Here is an 18906-nt window from a genome sequence, read left to right on the forward strand (position 1 = left end):
CCAGGAGATATAGATCGTGAAATTCGCTCTGAAATTCGCTACTGCAGCCATCCTCACAGCCGCCGCCACCGGCGCCCTGGCCCAGAAGGGCGAAACCGTGAAGATCGCCTGGCTCGATCCGCTGTCGGGCCTCATGGCCGCGGTGGGCACCAACCAGCTCAAGACCTTCCAGTTCCTGGCCGAGGAGTTCAACAAGAAGAACGCCGCCGGCGTGAAGTTCGAGATCATCGGCATCGACAACAAGCTGAGCCCGCAGGAAACCACCGCCGCGCTGCGCTCGGCCATGGACCAGGGTGCACGCTACGTGGTGCAGGGCAACGGCTCCGGCCCGGCGCTCGCGATCATCGATGCGCTCGAAAAGCACAACGCCCGCAACCCGGGCAAGGAGATGGTCTACATCAACTACGCGGCCGTCGACCCCGACCTGACCAACAGCAAGTGCAGCTACTGGCACTTCCGGCTCGACGCCGACACCTCCATGAAGATGGAAGCGCTGACCACCTTCATGAAGGAGCAGCCCGAGATCAAGAAGGTCTACCTGCTCAACCAGAACTACTCGCACGGCCAGCAGGTATCCAAGTTCGCCAAGGACAACCTCAAGACCAAGCGCCCCGACGTCGAGATCGTCGGCGACGACCTGCATCCGCTCGCACAGGTGCGCGACTTCTCGCCGTACATCGCCAAGATCAAGGCCTCCGGCGCCGACTCGGTCATTACCGGCAACTGGGGCTCCGACCTGGCGCTGCTCATCAAGGCGGCCAACGACTCGGGCCTGAACGTCAAGTTCTATACCTACTACGCCGTCACCAACGGCACGCCGACCGCCATGGGCGCGGCCTCGGACGGCAAGGTCTACCAGGTGGGCTACAGCCACTACAACGCGCCGGGACCGGTCCAGCCGCTGATGAACGAGTTCAAGAAGAAGTTCAACGACGACATGTACACCACCGCCGTCTACACGGTGTACGCCATGCTCAGCGAAGCCTTCGTGCGCAGCAAGTCGACCGACCCGGTCAAGGTGGCCGCCGCGATGGAAGGCATGAAGTTCAAGAGCTTCAACGGCGACGTCGAGATGCGCAAGGCCGACCACCAGCTGCAGCAGGGCCTGTGGATCACGCGCTGGCAGAAGGCCGACGCCAAGAACCCGTACAGCCCCGAGAACACCGGCTACACGCTGGCACCCGTCAAGTTCTACGAGGCCTACGTGGCCAGCACGCCCACCACGTGCCAGATGAAGCGTCCGACCTCCTGATCGAACGCTGAGCGGTCGAGGCCCGACGTCACCGCTCGGGCCTTTTTCTTTTCTACTGTTGCGAAAGACCGATGAACGTCGAATTCTTTGCCATCTCGCTGCTCAACGGCGTCAGCTACGGGCTGCTGCTGTTCATGCTGAGTTCTGGCCTGACGCTGATCTTCAGCATGATGGGCGTGCTGAACTTCGCGCATGCGAGCTTCTACATGCTGGGCGCGTACATCGCCTACACCCTGTCCAACATCGTCGGCTTCTGGCCGGCGCTGTTCCTGGCGCCGCTGCTCGTGGGCGCGCTGGGCGCCGCCTTCGAGCGCTACAGCCTGCGCCGCGTGCACAAGTTCGGCCACGTGCCCGAGCTGCTCGTGACCTTCGGGCTGTCGTACCTGATCCTCGAGCTCGTGCAGCTCGCCTGGGGCCGCTCGACCGTGCCGTACGGCCTTCCGGCGCAGTTGCAGGGACCCCTGTTCACGCTCTACGGCACCCAGTTCCCCAAGTCGCGCTCGTTCATCATGCTGGTGGCGGTGCTGATGCTGATCTCGGTGTGGCTGCTGCTCACGCGCACGCGCATCGGCCTTGTGATCCAGGCGGCGCTCAAGCATCCCGAGATGGTCGAGGCGCTGGGCCACAACGTGCCGCGCGTCTTCATGCTGGTGTTCGGCGGCGGCGCCGCACTCGCAGGCCTCGCGGGCGTGGTCGGCGGCAACACCTACGTCACCGAACCGGCCATGGCCGCTTCGGTAGGCTCGATCATCTTCGTGGTCGTGGTCGTGGGCGGCATGGGCTCGCTGGCCGGCGCGTTCCTCGCGTCGCTTTTGATCGGCGTCGTCCAGACCTTCGCGGTCGCCATGGACCAGTCGTTCGCCGGCGGCCTCGAGATGCTCGGCGTCACCGTGACCGACCAGACCTTCGGCTACGAGCTGCTCAAGCTCACGATCTCGCAGGTTGCGCCCATCCTGCCGTACCTGTTCCTGGTGCTGATCCTCATCTTCAGGCCCAAGGGCCTGCTCGGCACCCGGGAGGACTGACGCATGACCGCAACCACCACCACGCCCACCACGCGCTACTACCGCTTCAAGCCCTGGAACATCGGGCGCTACCTGATCTGGTCGCTGTTCGCGATCGCGCTCATCGTCCTGCCGCATCTGTTCAAGAGCAGCCTGGCGCTCACCATGCTCTCGCAGATGGGCTATCTCATCATCATCTGCCTGAGCTACAACATCCTGCTGGGGCAGGGCGGCATGCTGAGCTTCGGCCACGCGGTCTACGTCGGCCTGGGCTCGTTCATCGCGATCCACGCGATGAACCTGGCCGGCGAGGGCAAGATTCCGGTGCCGCTGGTGCTGATCCCGCTCGTGGGCGGGCTGGCCGGCATGTTCTTCGCCATCCTGCTGGGCTTCGTCACGACGAAGAAGGCGGGCACCACCTTCGCGATGATCACGCTGGGAATCGGCGAACTCGTGGCCGCCATGGCGCTGATGTTCCCGACCTTCTTCGGCGGCGAGGGCGGCATCACCACCAACCGCGTCTACGGCGCGGGCTTCTTCGGCTTCAAGTTCGGGCCCCAGATTCAGGTCTACTACCTGATCGCGGCGTATTGCTTCGTCTGCACGGCACTGATGTACGCCTTCACGGGCACGCCGCTCGGCCGCATGCTGAATGCGGTGCGCGACAACCCCGAGCGCGTGGAGTTCATCGGCTACAACACGCAGCGCGTGCGCTACATCGCGTTCATCATCGCCGGCTTCTTCGCCGGCATCGGTGGCGGGTTGGCGTCGATCAACTTCGAGATCGTGAACGCGGCCGACAGCCTGAGCGCGATCCGCTCGGGCGGCTACCTGCTGTTCACCTTCCTGGGCGGCGCGGTGTTCTTCTTCGGGCCGATCATCGGGGCCGTGCTGCTGGTCTTCGCCTCGATCCTGCTGTCGGAACTATCAAAGGCGTGGCAGCTGTACTTCGGCCTGGTGTTCGTGTTCATGGTGATGTTCGCGCCGGGCGGCATTGCGAGCCTGGTGATGATGAACCTGCGCGTGGCCAAGTTCGGCAAGTTCCGCCGCCTCTGGCTGCTCTACGTCGCGCTGGCCGTGGCGCTGGTGCCGGTGGTGGTGGGCGCCGCGGCGTTGATCGAGATGATCTATCACATCCAGCTCAATTCGGCGCTCGGCCCCGAACTGCGGTTCTTCGGCACCACGCTCGACACCTCGGGCATGGCGAGCTGGCTCGGCGCCGCAGCCATCCTGGCGATCGGCCTTGCCGCGCTCGAGGTGGCACGCCGGCGCTTCGTGCGCGTCTGGGGCAAGGCGCAAGAAGAGATCGAAGCAGAAATCAAGCGTCGGGAGGCGGCGTAAATGAGCGCGCAATATGCATTGGAACTGAAGGCGCTGCGCAAGGCCTTCGGCAAGACAGAAATCATCCGCGGCGTGGACCTGGCCGTGAAGGCCGGCGAGCGCATCGCGATCATCGGACCGAACGGCGCGGGCAAGTCGACCCTGTTCAACCTGATCAGCGGGCGGCTCGCACCGTCGAGCGGCGAGGTGCTGTTGAACGGCCTGCGCATCGACGGCAAGAAGCCGTACGAGATCAACCGGCTCGGCCTGTCGCGCAGCTTCCAGATCACCAACATCTTCCCGAAGCTCAGCGTGTTCGAGAACCTGCGCTGCGGCGTGCTGTGGAGCCTGGGCTACCGCTACACGTTCCTGCGCTTCCTGTCGAACCTCGACGATGCCAACGCACGCACCGAGGAACTGCTGCGCCAGATCGGCCTCGAGCGCAAGCGCGACGTGCAGGCGGTGAACCTCACCTATGCCGAGCAGCGGGCGCTCGAGATCGGCGTGACCATCGCGGGCGGCGCCAGCGTGATCCTGCTCGACGAGCCCACGGCCGGCATGAGCAAGACCGAGACCGCGCACTTCATCTCGCTCATCAAACACGTCACCACGGGCAAGACGCTGCTCACCGTGGAGCACGACATGGGCGTGGTGTTCGGGCTGGCCGACAAGATCGCGGTGGTGGTGTATGGCGAGGTGCTCGCCTTCGACACCCCGGACGCCGTGCGTGCGAACGCGCGCGTTCAGGAGGCCTACCTGGGCTCCACCATCGCCGATGCGCAGGCGGGACACTGACACCGGACATCATGCTGAAGCTTCACGACATCCACGCCTATTACGGCAAGAGCCATGTGCTGCATGGCGTTTCGTTCCACGTCGGCCCAGGCGAGATCGTGGCCCTGCTCGGGCGCAACGGCTCGGGCCGGTCGACCACCGCCAAGGCCATCATGGGCCTGGTGCATGCCGAGGGCACGCTGCGCTGGAAGGACACGGACATCCTGCGCAAGAAGGCCTACGAGATCGCCCACATGGGCATCGGCTACGTGCCCGAGAACCGCGACATCTTCCCGCGGCTCACGGTGCACCAGAACCTGCTGCTGGGTCAGAAGGGCTCGGGCAAGGGCAGTCGGTGGTCCTTCGACGACATGTACGAGATGTTCCCGCGCCTGAAGGAGCGGCAGCACACCGAGGCCGGCGTGCTCTCGGGCGGCGAGCAGCAGATGCTCACGCTGTGCCGCACGCTCATGGGCGACCCCGACCTGATCATCATCGACGAGCCCACCGAGGGCCTCGCGCCCAAGATCGTCGAACTCGTGGCGCAGTACCTCAAGACGCTCAAGGACAAGGGCGTCTCGGTGCTGCTGATCGAGCAGAAGCTCACCATCGCGATGCAGATCTCCGACCGCGCGCTGGTCATGGGCCACGGCAGCATCGTGTTCGACGGCACGCCCGACAGCCTGCGCGCCGATGCATCGATCCGCAAGGAATGGCTGGAAGTCTAGGCTTCTGAGGCGAGACAGCGGGACCTTCGCGGTTTTCGCGCAGGTTCCGTTTTTTCTTTTTGCGGCTTCGCCCCCTTGTCCCAACAGCGACTGCGTGCCATTGTTGCGCTGCGCCAAAAGCCTAAAATCCCCGGAAAAGAACACTCGTGCTTTTTCGTACTTTTCTTCTCACACCAAGGAACGCAGCATGACGGCTGAATACAAAGTGCTCGGCGATGTCGCCGTGATCACCATGACCAATCCCCCGGTCAACGGTCTCGGTTTCTCGACCCGCATCGGCATCACCGATGGGCTGTCGAAGGCCAACGCCGACGACGCCGTCAAGGCCATCGTCATCACGGGCGCCGGCAAGGCGTTCTCGGGCGGTGCGGACATCAAGGAATTCGGCACCCCCAAGGCGCTGCAGGAGCCCAACCTGCTGAGCGTGATCCTCGCGCTCGAGGCCTCGCCCAAGCCCATCGTCGCGGCGATCCATTCGGTGTGCATGGGCGGCGGCCTCGAGCTCGCGCTCGGCTGCCACTACCGCATCGCCGCACCGGGCACCGGCATTGCGCTGCCCGAGGTCAAGCTGGGCCTGATCCCCGGTGCCGGCGGCACGCAGCGCCTGCCGCGCGTGCTCGGCGTCGAGACCGCGCTCAACATGATCGTGAGCGGCGAGCCGGTGAAGAGTGAGGTGCTCGCCTCGCTGCCCGGCCAGAAGCTGTTCGACCGGCTCTCGGCGTCGGCCGAATCGGTGTTCGAGGAGGCCGTGGCCTTCGCCAAGTCGGTCGCCGGCAAGGGAGGTGAGCTGCCGCTGGTGCGCAACCTGCCATGCCGTCATCCGCAGGGCGACGCGTACTTCCAGTTCACGCGCAACATGGTCGGCGGCATGTCGAAGAACTACCCCGCGCCGCTCAAGTGCATCGACGCGGTGCAGTCGGCCACCAAGATGAAGTTCGACGACGGCATGGCCGAAGAGCGCCGCATCTTCACCGCGCTGATGTTCACGCCCGAGTCGCTGTCGCTGCGCCACCTGTTCATGGCCGAGCGCGCCGCTTCCAAGATTCCCGACGTGCCCGAAGACACGCCCAAGCGCGAGATCAAGTCCGTCGGCGTGATCGGCGCCGGCACCATGGGCGGCGGCATCTCGATGAACTTCCTGAACGCCGGCATCCCGGTGAAGATCCTCGAGATGAAGCAGGAGGCGCTCGACCGCGGCATCGCCACGATCCGCAAGAACTACGAGGGCCAGATCAAGAAGGGCAAGCTCAAGCAGGACAAGTACGACCAGCGCATGGCGCTTTTGAGCACCACGCTCGACTATGCCGACCTGAAGGACTGCGACCTGATCATCGAGGCCGTGTTCGAGGAACTCGGCGTGAAGGAGAAGGTGTTCAAGCAGCTCGACGAGGTGGCCAAGAAGGGCGCGATCCTCGCGTCGAACACCTCCACGCTCGACGTCGACAAGATCGCAGCATTCACCAAGCGGCCGCAGGACGTGGTCGGCATGCACTTCTTCAGCCCGGCCAATGTGATGAAGCTGCTCGAAGTGGTGCGCGGCAAGGAAACGGCCAAGGACGTGCTCGCCACGGTGATGGCGATCGCCAAGAAGATCCGCAAGACCGCGGTGGTCTCGGGCGTGTGCGACGGCTTCATCGGCAACCGCATGATCGAGCAGTACTCGCGCCAGGCCGGCTTCCTGCTCGATGAAGGCGCCACGCCGCAGCAGGTCGACCGCGCGATCGAGAAGTTCGGTTTCGCGATGGGCCCTTTCCGCATGGGCGACCTCGCGGGCAACGACATCGGCTGGGCCATCCGCAAGCGCCGTGCGGTCGAGCGTGCCGACATGAAGTACAGCCGCACGGCCGACAAGCTCTGCGAACTGGGCCGCTTCGGCCAGAAGACCAGCGCGGGCTGGTACGACTACAAGCCGGGCAAGCGCGACGCGATCCCGTCGGAACTCGTCAACAAGATGATCGAGGACCACCGCAAGGAACTCGGCGTCACGCCGCGCAAGATCTCCGACGAAGAGATCGTGCAGCGCCTGGTGTATGCGCTCGTCAACGAGGGCGCGCACATCCTCGAGGACGGCATCGCGTCGAAGCCGAGCGACATCGACATGGTGTACCTGACGGGGTACGGCTTCCCGATCTGGCGCGGCGGCCCGATGCACTATGCCTCGCAGGTCGGCCTCTACAACGTGACGGAGACCATGAAGCGCTTTGCCAAGAACCCGCGCGACGACGCTTCCTTCTGGGAGCCTGCGCCGCTGCTCCAGAAGATGGTCGCCGAAGGCAAGTCGTTCGGCTGAGCACCCGCAAAGGAATCTCGACCGCCCATGTTGAAACGCATCTTCCTGGGGCTGCTGCTGGTGCTCGTGGCACTGGTGGCGGCCGTGGCGGTCAAGACCTGGACCACGCCGTCGCGCCAGCTCGCGGTGGCGCCGGCGCCCAAGCTGTCGATCGACCTGGAGGCCGCTGCCAAGCGGCTCGCAGGCGCGGTCCCGATCCGCACCGTGTCGAGCCTCGACGACCCGGCCGCCAGCGGGGCCGAGTTCGACCGGCTGCATGCCTATCTCGAACAGCAGTACCCCAAGGTCCACGCCACCCTGAAGAAGGAAGTGGTGGGCCAGAAGGCGCTGCTCTACACCTGGCCCGGCAGCGACTCCGCAGCCAAGCCGATCGCGCTGATGTCGCACCAGGATGTGGTGCCGATCGCCCCGGGCACCGAAAAGGCCTGGAGCGTCGATCCCTTCGGCGGCGAGATCAAGGACGGCTTCGTCTGGGGCCGCGGCACGCTCGACAACAAGGGCAACCTGTTCGCGCAGTTGGAGGCCATCGAGCTGCTTCTCGCGAGCGGCTTCCAGCCGAAGCAGACCGTCTACCTCGTGATGGGCGACGACGAGGAGGTGAGCGGCCTGCGCGGCGCGCTGCCGATCGCCGAGCTGCTCAAGTCGCGCGGTGTGCGGCTCGACTGGGTGCTCGACGAGGGCCTGCTGGTGCTCGACGGCGTGCTGCCCGGGCTCTCGCAGCCGGCCGCGCTGATCGGCCTGGCCGAGAAGGGCTATGCCACCTTCTTCCTGTCGCTCGACACCGCGCCCGGCCACTCGTCGATGCCGCCGGCCCGCAGCGCCATCGGCCGCCTGAGTGCTGCGCTCGCACGGCTCGAAGCGCATCCGATGCCCGGTGGCATCCGCGGCGTTGCGGGCGAGATGTTCGGCACGCTCGCGCCCGAGATGAGCGGCATCAACCGCGTGCTGCTGTCGAACCTCTGGCTCACCGAGCCGCTGGTGCGCAGCCAGCTCGAAAAAAGCCCGAGCAGCAATGCGATGCTGCGCACCACCACGGCGCTCACCATCGTGCGCGCCGGCAACAAGGACAACGTGCTGCCCGGCCGCGCCGAGGCGGCGGTCAACTTTCGCGTGCTGCCGGGCGACACCCTCGAGAGCGTCGAGGCGCACCTGCGCAGCCAGCTCGCGGACGACGACATCCAGATCAAGCGCTACCCGGGCAACGCCGAGGCCTCGCCGGTCTCGCCGACCGACAGCGCCGGCTACCGCGCGATCGCGCAGGCGGTGCGCGAGTCGTTCCCCGACGCGCTGGTCGCACCAGGCCTCATGACAGCGGCCACCGACTCGCGCCACTTCAGCCTCGTGAGCGACGCGGTGTTCCGCTTCTCGCCCTACCGCATGAAGAGCGAGGACCTCGCGCGCTTTCACGGCAACAACGAACGCCTCGCCATCGCCAACTACGGCGAGATGATCGGCTTCTATCACCAGCTCCTGCGCAACACCAGTGGCGCGCCGGCGCAATGACAACCCATCCGTTTCCCTTCCATCTTCAAAGGACATCACCATGACCAGCGCCGTCATCGTTTCCACCGCCCGCACGCCGCTCGCCAAGAGCTGGAAGGGTGCCTTCAACATGACGCATGGCGCCACGCTCGGCGGCCATGCGGTGCAGCACGCCATTTCGCGCGCCGGCATCGACGCAGGCGAGGTCGATGACGTGGTGATGGGCTGCGCCACGCCCGAGGGCGCGACCGGCTCCAACATCGCGCGCCAGATCGCGCTGCGCGCCGGCTGCCCGATCACCACCTCGGGCATGACGATCAATCGCTTCTGCTCGTCGGGCCTGCAGACCATCGCCACCGCCTCGCAGCGCATCATCGCGGGCGAGGGCGAGGTGTACGTGGCCGGCGGCGTCGAGAGCATCTCGTGCGTGCAGAACGAAGCCAACAAGCACATGCTGACCGATCCGTGGCTGACCAAGCACAAGCCCGAGATCTACTGGAACATGCTGCAGACGGCCGAGCAGGTGGCCAAACGCTACAACATCGGCCGCGATGCCATGGACGAGTACGGCGCCGCAAGCCAGCAGCGGGCCACCGCCGCGCTCGAGGCCGGCAAGTTCAAGGACGAGATCGCACCGATCACCGTGCTGGCCGGTGTGGCCGATGCCGTGATGGGCCTGCGCACCAAGGAAGTCACGATCGAGAACGACGAAGGCATCCGCCCCGGCACCACCAAGGAAGGCATCAGCGGCATCCGCTCCGCAATGCCCGGCGGCCTGATCTCGGCCGGCAACGCCAGCCAGTTCTCCGACGGCGCAGGCGCCTGCGTGGTGGTCGACGAGAAGTACGCCGAGCGCAAGGGCCTGAAGCCGATCGGCCGCTTCCTCGGCTTTGCCGTGGCCGGCTGCGAGCCCGACGAAATGGGCATCGGCCCCGTCTTCGCGGTGCCCAAGGTGCTGGCCAAGCTCGGCCTGAAGGTCGGCGACATCGACCTGTGGGAACTCAACGAGGCATTCGCGGTGCAGGTGATCTACTGCCGCGACAAGCTCGGCATTCCCGCCGACCGCCTGAACGTGAACGGCGGCGCCATCGCCGTGGGCCACCCCTACGGCGTGAGCGGCCAGCGCCTCACGGGCCATGCGCTGATTGAAGGTAAGCGCCGCGGCGCGAAGAAGGTGGTGGTCACGATGTGCATCGGCGGCGGTATGGGTGCTGCGGGCGTGTTCGAGGTGCTGTAAGCCCCGAGGCCCGGTCACCGGGCGCCCAAGAAACAAAAGCCCTTCGGCGCCGTGCGCGCCGAAGGGCTTTTTTTCGACAGCCGCTTTTTACTTGCCGAGTTCGCTCAGGCTGACCGGCTTGATCTTGCCGTCCTCGACCGTCACCACCACCGGGTCGACGATGGTGGCGCCCACGTTGTCGATGCCGCGGAAATCGCCCGCGTTGTACTTCTGCGGCAGCTTCGCCAGTGCCTCGCCGAGCTTGGCACGAATCGCGGTGGCATCCGTGGTGGTGCCGGCCAGGGTCATCGCCGCGGCCAGCGCGTGCGTCAGCGTGTAGTTGTAGGACGATTCACTGGTCGGCTGGCGGTCGGCACCGAAGGCCTTGCGGTAGGCGGCAGAGAAGGTCTTGGCGCCTTCGCGCTCATCGGTGGAAACCGGGAGCACGCCGACCGAGCCGTTGAGCGGTTCGAGCCCGCCGGTGATCTTGGCCATCTCGTCGACCTTGGCCTGGTCCATCAGGATGAAGCCGCCCTTGAAGCCCAGCTCGCGTGCCTGCTTGGCGACCAGCGCGGTCGGCTCCGACGGGCCGCCGATGAAGAGCACGTCGGGCTTCTCGGCCAGCACGCGGCTCACGCCGCTGTAGAAGTCGGCCGACTTGTTGTACGACATCGGGTTGTTCGACACGACCTCGCCGCCCAGCTTCTTCCAGGCCGGCTCGAACAGCGCCGACCAGGCCTTGGCATAGTCGTGGTCGGCCGGCAGCATGCCGGCCTTCTTGCCGAACTTCTTCATCTCGTACTTCGAGAACGGCTCGATGTAGCCGACGAAGCTCGGCGGGATGCGCACCGTGAGCTTGTTGCCCACCTCGGTGATCTTCGGCGTGCTCGAGTACGCCATCACGATGAACTTCTCGCGCTCGTTGAAGGCCTGCATCGCATAGATGCCGCCCGAGTGCGGCACGAACACCGCTGGCACCTTCGACTGCTGCACCAGCCGGCGCGCATTGATCGCGGATTCGGCCGGCGAGTACTTGTCGTCGAGCGCCGCCAGTTCGAGCTTGACCTTCTTGCCCGCGACCGTGAGGCCCGCTTCGTTGATCTCCTTGATGGCCATCTCCATGCCATCGACCACGTTCTTGCCGTAGAGCGCGGCACCGCCGCTGAGCGGCCCGGTGAAGCCGATCTTGACAGTCTCCTGCGCACTGGCGCCTGCGGCGGCGAAGGTCGCGGCCAGTGCAAGGGCCAGCGGCAGGCGTGCAAAGTGGCGGCGGGTAGGGGTAGCGGTCATTGTTGTCTGTCTCCTGGATGGGTTGGTACGCGGAAAGAAAAAGAAGGGGCGTTCAGGCGCCGATATAGGCCGCGCGCACGGCCTCGTTGTTGAGCAGCGCCTCGCGGTCGCCCTCGAGCGCGATGCGCCCGCGCTCGATCACATAGGCGCGGTCGGCAATGGCCAGCGCCGAGTAGGCGTTCTGTTCGGCCAGTAGCACCGTGGTGCCGGCCTCGTTGATGCGGCGGATCACGTCGAACACCTGCTTGACCACGAGCGGCGCCAGGCCGAGCGAGGGCTCGTCGAGCAGCAGCACCTTGGGCCGGCCGAGCATTGCGCGGCCGATGGCCACCATCTGCTGCTGGCCGCCCGAGAGCGAGCCGGCGGGGTCGTTCTGCTTGTGCAGCAGCACCGGAAACAGGCTGAACACCTCGTCGAGCGTGCGGGCGATGCCGGCCTTGTCGCGCCGGTGCACATAGGCGCCGAGCGTCAGGTTCTTCTTCACTGTCATCTCGGGGAACAACTTGCGCCCCTCGGGGCAGTGCACCAGCCCGGCCTGCACGATCTGCGCCGGCCGCTTGCCAGTCAGGTCGTGCTCGCCCATGCGGATCGATCCGCCCGCCGTCTTGTGGATGCCGCTGGCGGCCAGGAAGATCGAGCTCTTGCCCGCGCCGTTGGCCCCCAGCAGCACCACCAGTTCGCCCTGCTCGGCGTGCAGCGAGATGTTGTCGAGCGCGCGGAAGCTGCCGTACTTGAGCGTGACGCCTTCAAACCGCAGCATGGTCGGCTCCCAGGTAGGCCTCGATCACATGCGGATCGCGCCGGACTTCGTCGGCGGTGCCCTCGGCGATCTTCTCGCCGTTGTTGAGCACCACGATCTTGTCGGCCAGCTGCATGATCATGTCCATCTTGTGTTCGATCAGGCACACGGTCTTGCCGTGGCGCACGAGTTTGCGGATCAGGTCGGCCAGGCCCACCGTCTCCTCGGGGTTCACGCCGCCAGCCGGTTCGTCGAGCAGCAGCAGTTCGGGGTCGGTCGCGAGTGCAAGCGCGAAGGCCACGCGCTTGCGTTCCTCCTGCGTGATGTCCGCGGCAATGCGGTTGGCCACGTGGGCCAGGCCGACGAAATCGAGCGCCTCCATCGCCTTCGCTCGGCACAGCCGCTCCTCCTCGCGCAGCCGGGCCGTGTTGAGCAGCACGTCCCACAGGTTGGCATGGGTGCGCAGGCGATGTCCGACGATCAGGTTGTCGAGCACCGTGGCGTTGTCGAACAGGCTCGTGGTCTGGAAAGTCCTGGCCACGCCAAGCCGCGCAATGCGGTCGGGCCGCATGCCGGTCACGTCCTGGCCCTTGAACACGATGCGCCCCGAGGTCGGCGCATGCGTGCCGGCGATCAGGTTGAAGAAGGTCGTCTTGCCGGCACCGTTGGGGCCGATGATCGCGGTGATCTGGCCTTCGGCGATGCGCGTCGATACCTGGTCCACGGCGGTGAGGCCGAAGAATTTCTTGGTGAGTGCCTCGATTTCAAGCATGGCCGCGTGCCTCCGACTTGCCGTCCGCGGCCTCGATGCCGCCGGCCGCGCGCGGCGGTGGCGCCGACGCGCGCGCGCGCCGCCGCGCCCTGTGCTTGAGCCAGGTGCCGACGATGCCGTCGGGCAAAAAGATCACCAGCGCGACCAGCACCGGGCCGAACACCAGCATGCGGTAGTCCTGCAGGAACTGCAGGCTCTGCGTCATCCAGGTCACCAGCAGCGTGCCGACCAGCGGCCCCATCAGCGTGCCGATGCCGCCGACGAGCGTGAACATGATCAGGTCGAAGGTCACGACCTCGCTGGCCACGTCCGGCCCGAGAAAGCGCACCTGCCCGGCATAGAGCGCGCCCGCAAAGCCGGCGTAGATCACCGACAGCACGAACGACAGCGTCTTGGTGCGCATCAGGTCGACGCCCAGCGCCTCGGCCAGCATGTCGCCGTTGCGCACCGCCATGAAGGCGCGCCCGAGCAGCGAGTTGACGATGCGCGACATCAGGAAGGTGCCCAGCACCAGGAACGCGAGCGCCAGGTAGTACTGCGCGACCGGCGTCTCGAACTGCAGGCCGCCGATGCCGGTAGGCGCCGGGATGCCCATGATCCCCACCGTGCCGTGGGTGAGGCTTTCCCACTTCTCGATCAGCAGGTACATGATGTAGCTCACGCACAGCGTGAAGATCGAGAAGTAATGGCCCTTCAGGCGCAGCGACAGCAGGCCGACGAAGTAGCCCAGCACGCCGGTCACCACGCCGGCCAGCGCGAAGGCCACCCAGAAGGGCACCGCGTAGTCGGTGGTGAGGATGCCCACGGTGTACGCGCCCACCGCCATGAAGGCGCCGTGCGCCAGGTTGAACTGGCCGGTGTAGCCGGTGATCAGGTTCATGCCCAGCGCGGCGAGCGCCATGATGAAGGCGAGCGACACCACCGAGATGATGTAGGTGTCGCTGGCGAACAGCGGAAAGACCAGCGCCACGGCGAGCAGCGCGAACCAGGGCCAGCGGGTGGCGAGCTTGCTCATGCGCGTGCCCCCTTGCCGGTGAACAGGCCCTGCGGCCGGAACGAGAGGATCACCACCAGCAGCACGAAGGCGATGATGTCCTTGTAGTCGGTCGAGAAGTAGAAGCCGCCGAAGGCCTCGGCCATGCCGATGATCAGCCCGCCCACGATGGCGCCCGGGAAGCTGCCCATGCCGCCCAGGATGATGATCACGAAAGCCTTGGTGATCACCAGGTTGCCCATCGCCGGATAGATCAGGTTGATCGGCGCATAGAGCATGGCCGCCACCGCCGCCAGCGCGCCCGAGATGGCGAAGACCAGCAGCGTGACCCGGCCGGCATCGATGCCCACCAGCGCGGCGCCGTCGCGGTTCTGCGCCATCGCGAGGATGGTCGAGCCCAGCACCGTGTGGTTCAAGAACAGGTGCAGCAGCCCCATCAGCAGGAAGGCGCCGGCGATGATCAGCAGGCGCTGCAGCGGCGAGGTCAGGCCGAAGATCTCGACGATCTGTCCATAGGGTGTCTGCATGCGGTGAAACTCCGCACCGAAGAGCGCCTGCACGCCGGCCTCCAGGAAGAGCAGGATGCCGATCGCCGCGATCATGTCGTGCAGCTCGGGCGCGTTGCGCAGCGGGTGGAACACCAGCACCTGCGCCAGCATGGCGATGACCGCCACCGTGGCCGCTGCGCCGAGCATGGCGAGCCAGTAGTTCAGGCCCAGCGCCGTCATGAGGTAGTAGCCCGCGAAGGCCCCCGTCATGTAGAAGGCGCCGTGCGCGAAATTGGGCACGTGCAGGATGCCGTAGACCAGCGTCAGTCCCAGCGCCACGAGGCTGTAGACCCCGCCAACGGTCAGGCCGTTCAGCAGCTGCTGAAAGAAGATTTCCATTCTTGTCTTTCCCCTTGTGAGCCCGTCACGGGCCGGTGTGCCAGCGATTGCGGCTGGGCAGCGGAAATTCTGGGTGCGCGCGGCATCGCCGGCCCTTGAGGTTTGCCCCAACTCCGTCACGTGCGCGACTCGCATGCGTAAGCACCGCGGCCCCGGCGCCCGGCGGCCGCCTTGTCATGAAGGAGTCACGGCGCCGGGGACGATTGATTTACATTGAGGCGGCTCCACCGAACCTGCGCACGGCCGCGCCCATGCGCTGGGACTCTTCCGTACGACGAACTGCCCGCCCACCGACATGACGCTGCGTCCCACCCTCGACTTCCTGCTCTACGACTGGCTCGACGCCGAATCGCTCAACCAGCGCGAGCGCTTCGCCGACCACTCGCGCGAGACCTTCGACGCGGTGCTCGATACCTGCGAGCGCATTGCGCGCGAGAAGTACGCGCCGGCCAATCGCATCGTCGACACCCAGGAGCCGCACTTCGACGGCGAGAAGGTGATCCTGCCGCAGGCCACGCACGATGCGCACCGGGCCTTCGTCCAATCGGGAATGATGAGTGCGGCGCAGGACTACGACATCGGCGGCATGCAGCTGCCCTACACGCTGCAGGCCGCGGCCAACAGCTTCTTCGCCATGGCCTCGGTGAGCATCGGCTCCAACATGCTCACGAGCGGCAATGCCAACCTGCTGATGGTGCACGGCACGCCGATGCAGCAGGAGGTGTTCGCGAAGAACGAGTTCGCTGGCCGCTGGGCCGGCACCATGTGCCTGTCGGAGCCCCAGGCCGGCTCGTCGCTGAGCGACGTGGCGACGCGCGCGGTGCCCGATGGCGACGATTTCAAAAGCGACCCGCTCGGCCCGCGCTACCGCCTCACCGGCAACAAGATGTGGATCTCCGCCGGCGACCACGAGCTGACCGAGAACATCGTGCACATCGTGCTCGCGAAGATTCCCGACGAGAACGGCAAGCTGGTGCCGGGCACGCGCGGCATCTCGCTGTTCATCGTGCCCAAGCGCATGGTCGACACGCAGGGCCAGCTCACGGGCCAGCGCAACGACGTCGCGCTCGCGGGCCTGAACCACAAGCTCGGCTGGCGCGGCACCACCAACACGCTGCTGAACTTCGGCGAGGGCAGGTACCCGGTCGACGGCAAGGCCGGCGCGGTCGGCTACCTGGTGGGCGAGCCCGGCAAGGGCCTGCACTGCATGTTCCACATGATGAACGAGGCGCGCATCGGCGTCGGCACCGCCGCCACGATGCTCGGCATGGCCGGCTACCAGGCCTCGCTCGAATACGCCAAGACCCGGCCGCAGGGCCGCCTGGTGAAGAAGCCCGAGAAGCCCGGCACGGCCGTCGTCAAGGACTCGGCCAGCCCGCAGGTGCGCATCATCGAGCACGCCGACGTGCGCCGCATGCTGCTTGCGCAGAAGGCGTACTGCGAAGGCGCGCTGGCGCTCGAGCTGTACTGCGCCCGGCTGGTCGACGAGCAGAAGACCGGCGAGGCGCAGACCGCCGACGATGCCCGGCTGCTGCTGGAGGTGCTCACGCCCATTGCCAAGAGCTGGCCCAGCGAGTGGTGCCTCGAGGCCAATTCGCTCGCCATCCAGGTGCACGGCGGCTATGGCTACACGCGCGACTTTCCGGTCGAGCAGTACTGGCGCGACAACCGCCTGAACATGATCCACGAGGGCACCCACGGCATCCAGGCCGCCGACCTGCTCGGGCGCAAGGTGCTGATGGAGAAGGGCCGGGGCCTGCAGCTGCTGGCCGGCCGCATCACCGCCACCATCGGCCGCGCGGCCGCGGTGCCGGCGCTGGCCGCCCACGCCGAGGCGCTCGGCGCCGCGCTGCAGCGCATCGGCAGCGCGACCGAAGCGGCCTGGGCCACGGGCGACCCGGCCGATGCGCTCGCCAATGCCGTGCCCTACATGCAGGCCTTCGGTCACACGGTGCTGGCCTGGATCTGGCTCGACGTGGCGTGCCGCGCGCTCGAGATCGACGCGCAGAAGGCGAGGGCGGTCACTGCTGGCAAGATCGGGGCCACGGACTATTTCTTCCACTACGAGCTGCCGAAAATAGGCGCCTGGCTCAACGTGGTCGAACGCCGCGACTCCACCTGTACCGCTTTGCCCGAGGACGCTTTCTGACAATGGCCGACGCCACCCCTGACAACCAACCGACTCCGACCCCGACCCCGCAGAACCCGCACGCCCGCCTGGAGAGGTGGATCTGGATCCTGATCTACGGCGGGCTCTTCGCCGTGATCCTCGGCCTTGCCATCGGCCGCACCGAACCGGCGATCGGCTGGTCGATGGGCGTTCCCGGCGCCGTGGCCGCCGCGGTGGGCATCGTGCTCATCTACGTGCGATCCCGCCTGGACGGCAAGTAAAACGAAAGACCGAAGGAACGAAAGACGCCATGATCAAGCACATCGTGATGTGGAAGTTCAAGGAACATGCCGAAGGCGCCGACAAGGCCACCAACCTGCGCAAGGCCAAGGCGCTGCTCGACGCCTGCGAGAAGCTCTCGCCCGGCACGCTACGCTTCGAGGTGGCCACGGCCCAGCCCGGGCTCGAGGCCACCTACGACCTGATCCTCTATTCGGAATTCGCCGACGCGGCGGCGCTCGCAGCCTATGCAGAGCATCCGCAGCACGTCGCGCTCAAGCCCTTCCTCGGCGCCGTGCGCGAAGAGCGCCAGTGCATGGACTACACCGTCTGACCCCGACCCCCTCGAACGACACCGGAGACCACCCCATGACCGCCCGCACCACGCGCCAACTCTTCGATCTCACCGGCAAGACCGCCCTCATCACCGGCGGCTCGCGCGGCCTGGGCCTGCAGATGGCCCATGCGCTCGGCGAGGCCGGTGCGAAGATCATGCTGAGCTCGCGCAAGGCCGACGACCTAGAGCAGGCCGCGGCCGAGCTGCAGGCGGCGGGCATCGACGCGCGCTGGATCGCGGCCGACTGCGCGAAAGAAGAAGACACGCGCCGCCTCGCCGACGAAACGCTCGAGCGCATGGGCGCGATCGACATCCTCGTGAACAACGCCGGCGCGAGCTGGGGCGCACCGGCCGAGAGCCATCCCGTCGAGGCCTGGGACAAGGTGATGAACCTCAACGTGCGCGGCTATTTCATCCTGGCGCAGCAGGTGGCCAACAAGTACATGATCCCGAAGAAGGCCGGGCGCATCATCAACATCGCGTCGATCGCCGGCCTCAACGGCAACCCGCCCGAGATGCAGACGCTGGCCTACAACACCTCGAAGACCGCGGTGATCGGCTTCACGCGCACGCTGGCCGCCGAATGGGGCCGCTACGGCATCAACGTGAATGCGATCTGCCCGGGCTTCTTCATGACCAAGATGGCCGCCGGCCTCATCAAGTCGCTCGGCGAAGAGAAGATGGCGGCGCAGGCGCCGCTCGGCCGGCTGGGCGACGACGAAGACCTCAAGGGGCTGACGCTGCTGTACGCGAGCGATGCCGGCAAGCACATCACGGGCCAGTGGCTCGCGGTGGACGGCGGCGTGAGCGTGGTGCTGGGCGCAGCATGATGAGACGCCCCCCGAAGCGCCTTCGGCGCCTCCCCCCACTGGGGGGCGCACCCAGCGGCCGGGCGGAGCCCGTTCCGCGGGTGCACACGCGAAATCCGCGGGCAATTTGAAACGACATGACTGATTCCAAAGACGACATCAACATCCGCTCCTACACGAGCCAGATTCCCTTTGCACGCCATCTCGGCTTCGAGCTCACGAAGTTCGAGGGCGGCGAATCCGAGATCCGCTACACCGCCAAGCCGGAGCACCTGAACACCTTCGACGTGACCCACGGCGGCGCCTGCATGACGCTGCTCGACATCACCATGGCGGCCGCCGCGCGCAGCGTGTCGCCCGAAAGCGGCGTGGTCACCATCGAGATGAAGACCAGCTTCATGCAGCCCTCGGTCGGCCCGCTGCATGCGCGCGGCACGCTGATCCACCGCACCGCCACGCTGGCCTTCACCGAGGCGAAGATCTACGACGCCCAGGAACGCGTGTGCGCCCACGCCACCGGCACCTTCAAGTACGTAAAGCGCCGGCTGCCCACCGGCCCCGCGAGCGCGAACGAAATGCGTCCGCCTTCCACCGACTGACCCCGATCCCGTTCTCGATACCAC

Annotated in this window: 18 protein-coding genes; 13 read left to right on the forward strand and 5 right to left on the reverse strand. The window is 66.4% G+C overall.

All coding sequences use genetic code 11. The annotated features are described in order from the left end of the window. The first annotated feature begins 16 nt into the window (after positions 1-16). The 8 genes from AC3A6R_RS04095 (at position 17) to AC3A6R_RS04130 (ending at position 10087) form a co-directional block, all read left to right on the forward strand. The gene (locus AC3A6R_RS04095; protein ID WP_487859041.1) at positions 17-1252 is read left to right on the forward strand and encodes a branched-chain amino acid ABC transporter substrate-binding protein; all 1236 of its coding nucleotides are present in this window, start codon (positions 17-19) and stop codon (positions 1250-1252) included. Between the two features lie 71 nt (positions 1253-1323). Continuing rightward, on the forward strand, positions 1324-2277 hold the full coding sequence (locus AC3A6R_RS04100; protein WP_487863839.1) for a branched-chain amino acid ABC transporter permease: 954 nt from the start codon (positions 1324-1326) through the stop codon (positions 2275-2277). Between the two features lie 3 nt (positions 2278-2280). Continuing rightward, entirely contained in the window at positions 2281-3597 is a 1317-nt protein-coding gene (locus tag AC3A6R_RS04105; RefSeq protein ID WP_487859043.1) for a branched-chain amino acid ABC transporter permease, read from the forward strand. Continuing rightward, complete coding sequence (locus tag AC3A6R_RS04110) at positions 3598-4371, forward strand: ABC transporter ATP-binding protein (protein WP_487859044.1); 774 nt, start codon at positions 3598-3600, stop codon at positions 4369-4371. An 11-nt stretch (positions 4372-4382) separates the two neighbouring features. Continuing rightward, the gene (locus AC3A6R_RS04115) at positions 4383-5078 is read left to right on the forward strand and encodes an ABC transporter ATP-binding protein (RefSeq protein WP_487859045.1); all 696 of its coding nucleotides are present in this window, start codon (positions 4383-4385) and stop codon (positions 5076-5078) included. A 187-nt stretch (positions 5079-5265) separates the two neighbouring features. Further along, positions 5266-7368: a 3-hydroxyacyl-CoA dehydrogenase NAD-binding domain-containing protein gene (locus tag AC3A6R_RS04120; protein ID WP_487863840.1), complete on the forward strand. Its 2103-nt coding sequence runs from the start codon at positions 5266-5268 to the stop codon at positions 7366-7368. Positions 7369-7395: 27 nt separating this feature from the next. Further along, the gene (locus AC3A6R_RS04125; RefSeq protein ID WP_487863841.1) at positions 7396-8871 is read left to right on the forward strand and encodes a M20 family peptidase; all 1476 of its coding nucleotides are present in this window, start codon (positions 7396-7398) and stop codon (positions 8869-8871) included. A gap of 40 nt (positions 8872-8911) precedes the next feature. Further along, on the forward strand, positions 8912-10087 hold the full coding sequence (locus AC3A6R_RS04130) for an acetyl-CoA C-acyltransferase (protein ID WP_487859048.1): 1176 nt from the start codon (positions 8912-8914) through the stop codon (positions 10085-10087). Positions 10088-10174: 87 nt separating this feature from the next. Here AC3A6R_RS04130 and AC3A6R_RS04135 read toward each other — a convergent pair whose 3' ends face one another. The 5 genes from AC3A6R_RS04135 to AC3A6R_RS04155 are packed head-to-tail and all read right to left on the reverse strand — an operon-like array spanning position 10175 to position 14748. Next, positions 10175-11356 carry an ABC transporter substrate-binding protein gene (locus AC3A6R_RS04135; RefSeq protein ID WP_487863842.1) on the reverse strand — a complete coding sequence of 394 codons (1182 nt, stop codon included), beginning with the start codon at positions 11354-11356 and terminating at the stop codon, positions 10175-10177. 52 nt (positions 11357-11408) lie between these two features. Continuing rightward, on the reverse strand, positions 11409-12116 hold the full coding sequence (locus AC3A6R_RS04140) for an ABC transporter ATP-binding protein (RefSeq protein WP_487863843.1): 708 nt from the start codon (positions 12114-12116) through the stop codon (positions 11409-11411). After that, on the reverse strand, positions 12103-12867 hold the full coding sequence (locus tag AC3A6R_RS04145; protein WP_487863844.1) for an ABC transporter ATP-binding protein: 765 nt from the start codon (positions 12865-12867) through the stop codon (positions 12103-12105). The genes AC3A6R_RS04140 and AC3A6R_RS04145 overlap by 14 nt, the downstream gene beginning before the upstream one ends. Next, positions 12860-13882 carry a branched-chain amino acid ABC transporter permease gene (locus AC3A6R_RS04150; protein ID WP_487863845.1) on the reverse strand — a complete coding sequence of 341 codons (1023 nt, stop codon included), beginning with the start codon at positions 13880-13882 and terminating at the stop codon, positions 12860-12862. Before AC3A6R_RS04150 ends, AC3A6R_RS04145 begins: the two co-directional genes overlap by 8 nt. Then, positions 13879-14748, reverse strand: coding sequence for a branched-chain amino acid ABC transporter permease (locus tag AC3A6R_RS04155; RefSeq protein WP_487859053.1), 870 nt, complete (start codon positions 14746-14748; stop codon positions 13879-13881). Before AC3A6R_RS04155 ends, AC3A6R_RS04150 begins: the two co-directional genes overlap by 4 nt. 295 nt (positions 14749-15043) lie before the next feature. Here AC3A6R_RS04155 and AC3A6R_RS04160 point away from each other — a divergent pair, with 295 nt between their 5' ends. The 5 genes from AC3A6R_RS04160 to AC3A6R_RS04180 all read left to right on the forward strand — a co-directional run bounded on the left by AC3A6R_RS04160 (position 15044) and on the right by AC3A6R_RS04180 (position 18882). Then, complete coding sequence (locus AC3A6R_RS04160; RefSeq protein WP_487863846.1) at positions 15044-16897, forward strand: acyl-CoA dehydrogenase; 1854 nt, start codon at positions 15044-15046, stop codon at positions 16895-16897. 2 nt (positions 16898-16899) lie between these two features. Continuing rightward, positions 16900-17139 (forward strand): hypothetical protein, encoded by a 240-nt coding sequence (locus AC3A6R_RS04165; RefSeq protein WP_487863847.1) that lies wholly within the window; start codon positions 16900-16902, stop codon positions 17137-17139. A 29-nt stretch (positions 17140-17168) separates the two neighbouring features. Continuing rightward, positions 17169-17471: a Dabb family protein gene (locus AC3A6R_RS04170; RefSeq protein WP_487863848.1), complete on the forward strand. Its 303-nt coding sequence runs from the start codon at positions 17169-17171 to the stop codon at positions 17469-17471. Positions 17472-17506: 35 nt separating this feature from the next. After that, complete coding sequence (locus AC3A6R_RS04175) at positions 17507-18304, forward strand: SDR family oxidoreductase (protein ID WP_487863849.1); 798 nt, start codon at positions 17507-17509, stop codon at positions 18302-18304. Between the two features lie 116 nt (positions 18305-18420). Continuing rightward, positions 18421-18882 (forward strand): PaaI family thioesterase, encoded by a 462-nt coding sequence (locus AC3A6R_RS04180; RefSeq protein ID WP_487859058.1) that lies wholly within the window; start codon positions 18421-18423, stop codon positions 18880-18882. Positions 18883-18906: the final 24 nt, after the last annotated feature.

Source organism: Variovorax sp. Soil_C_19, assembly GCF_057657255.1.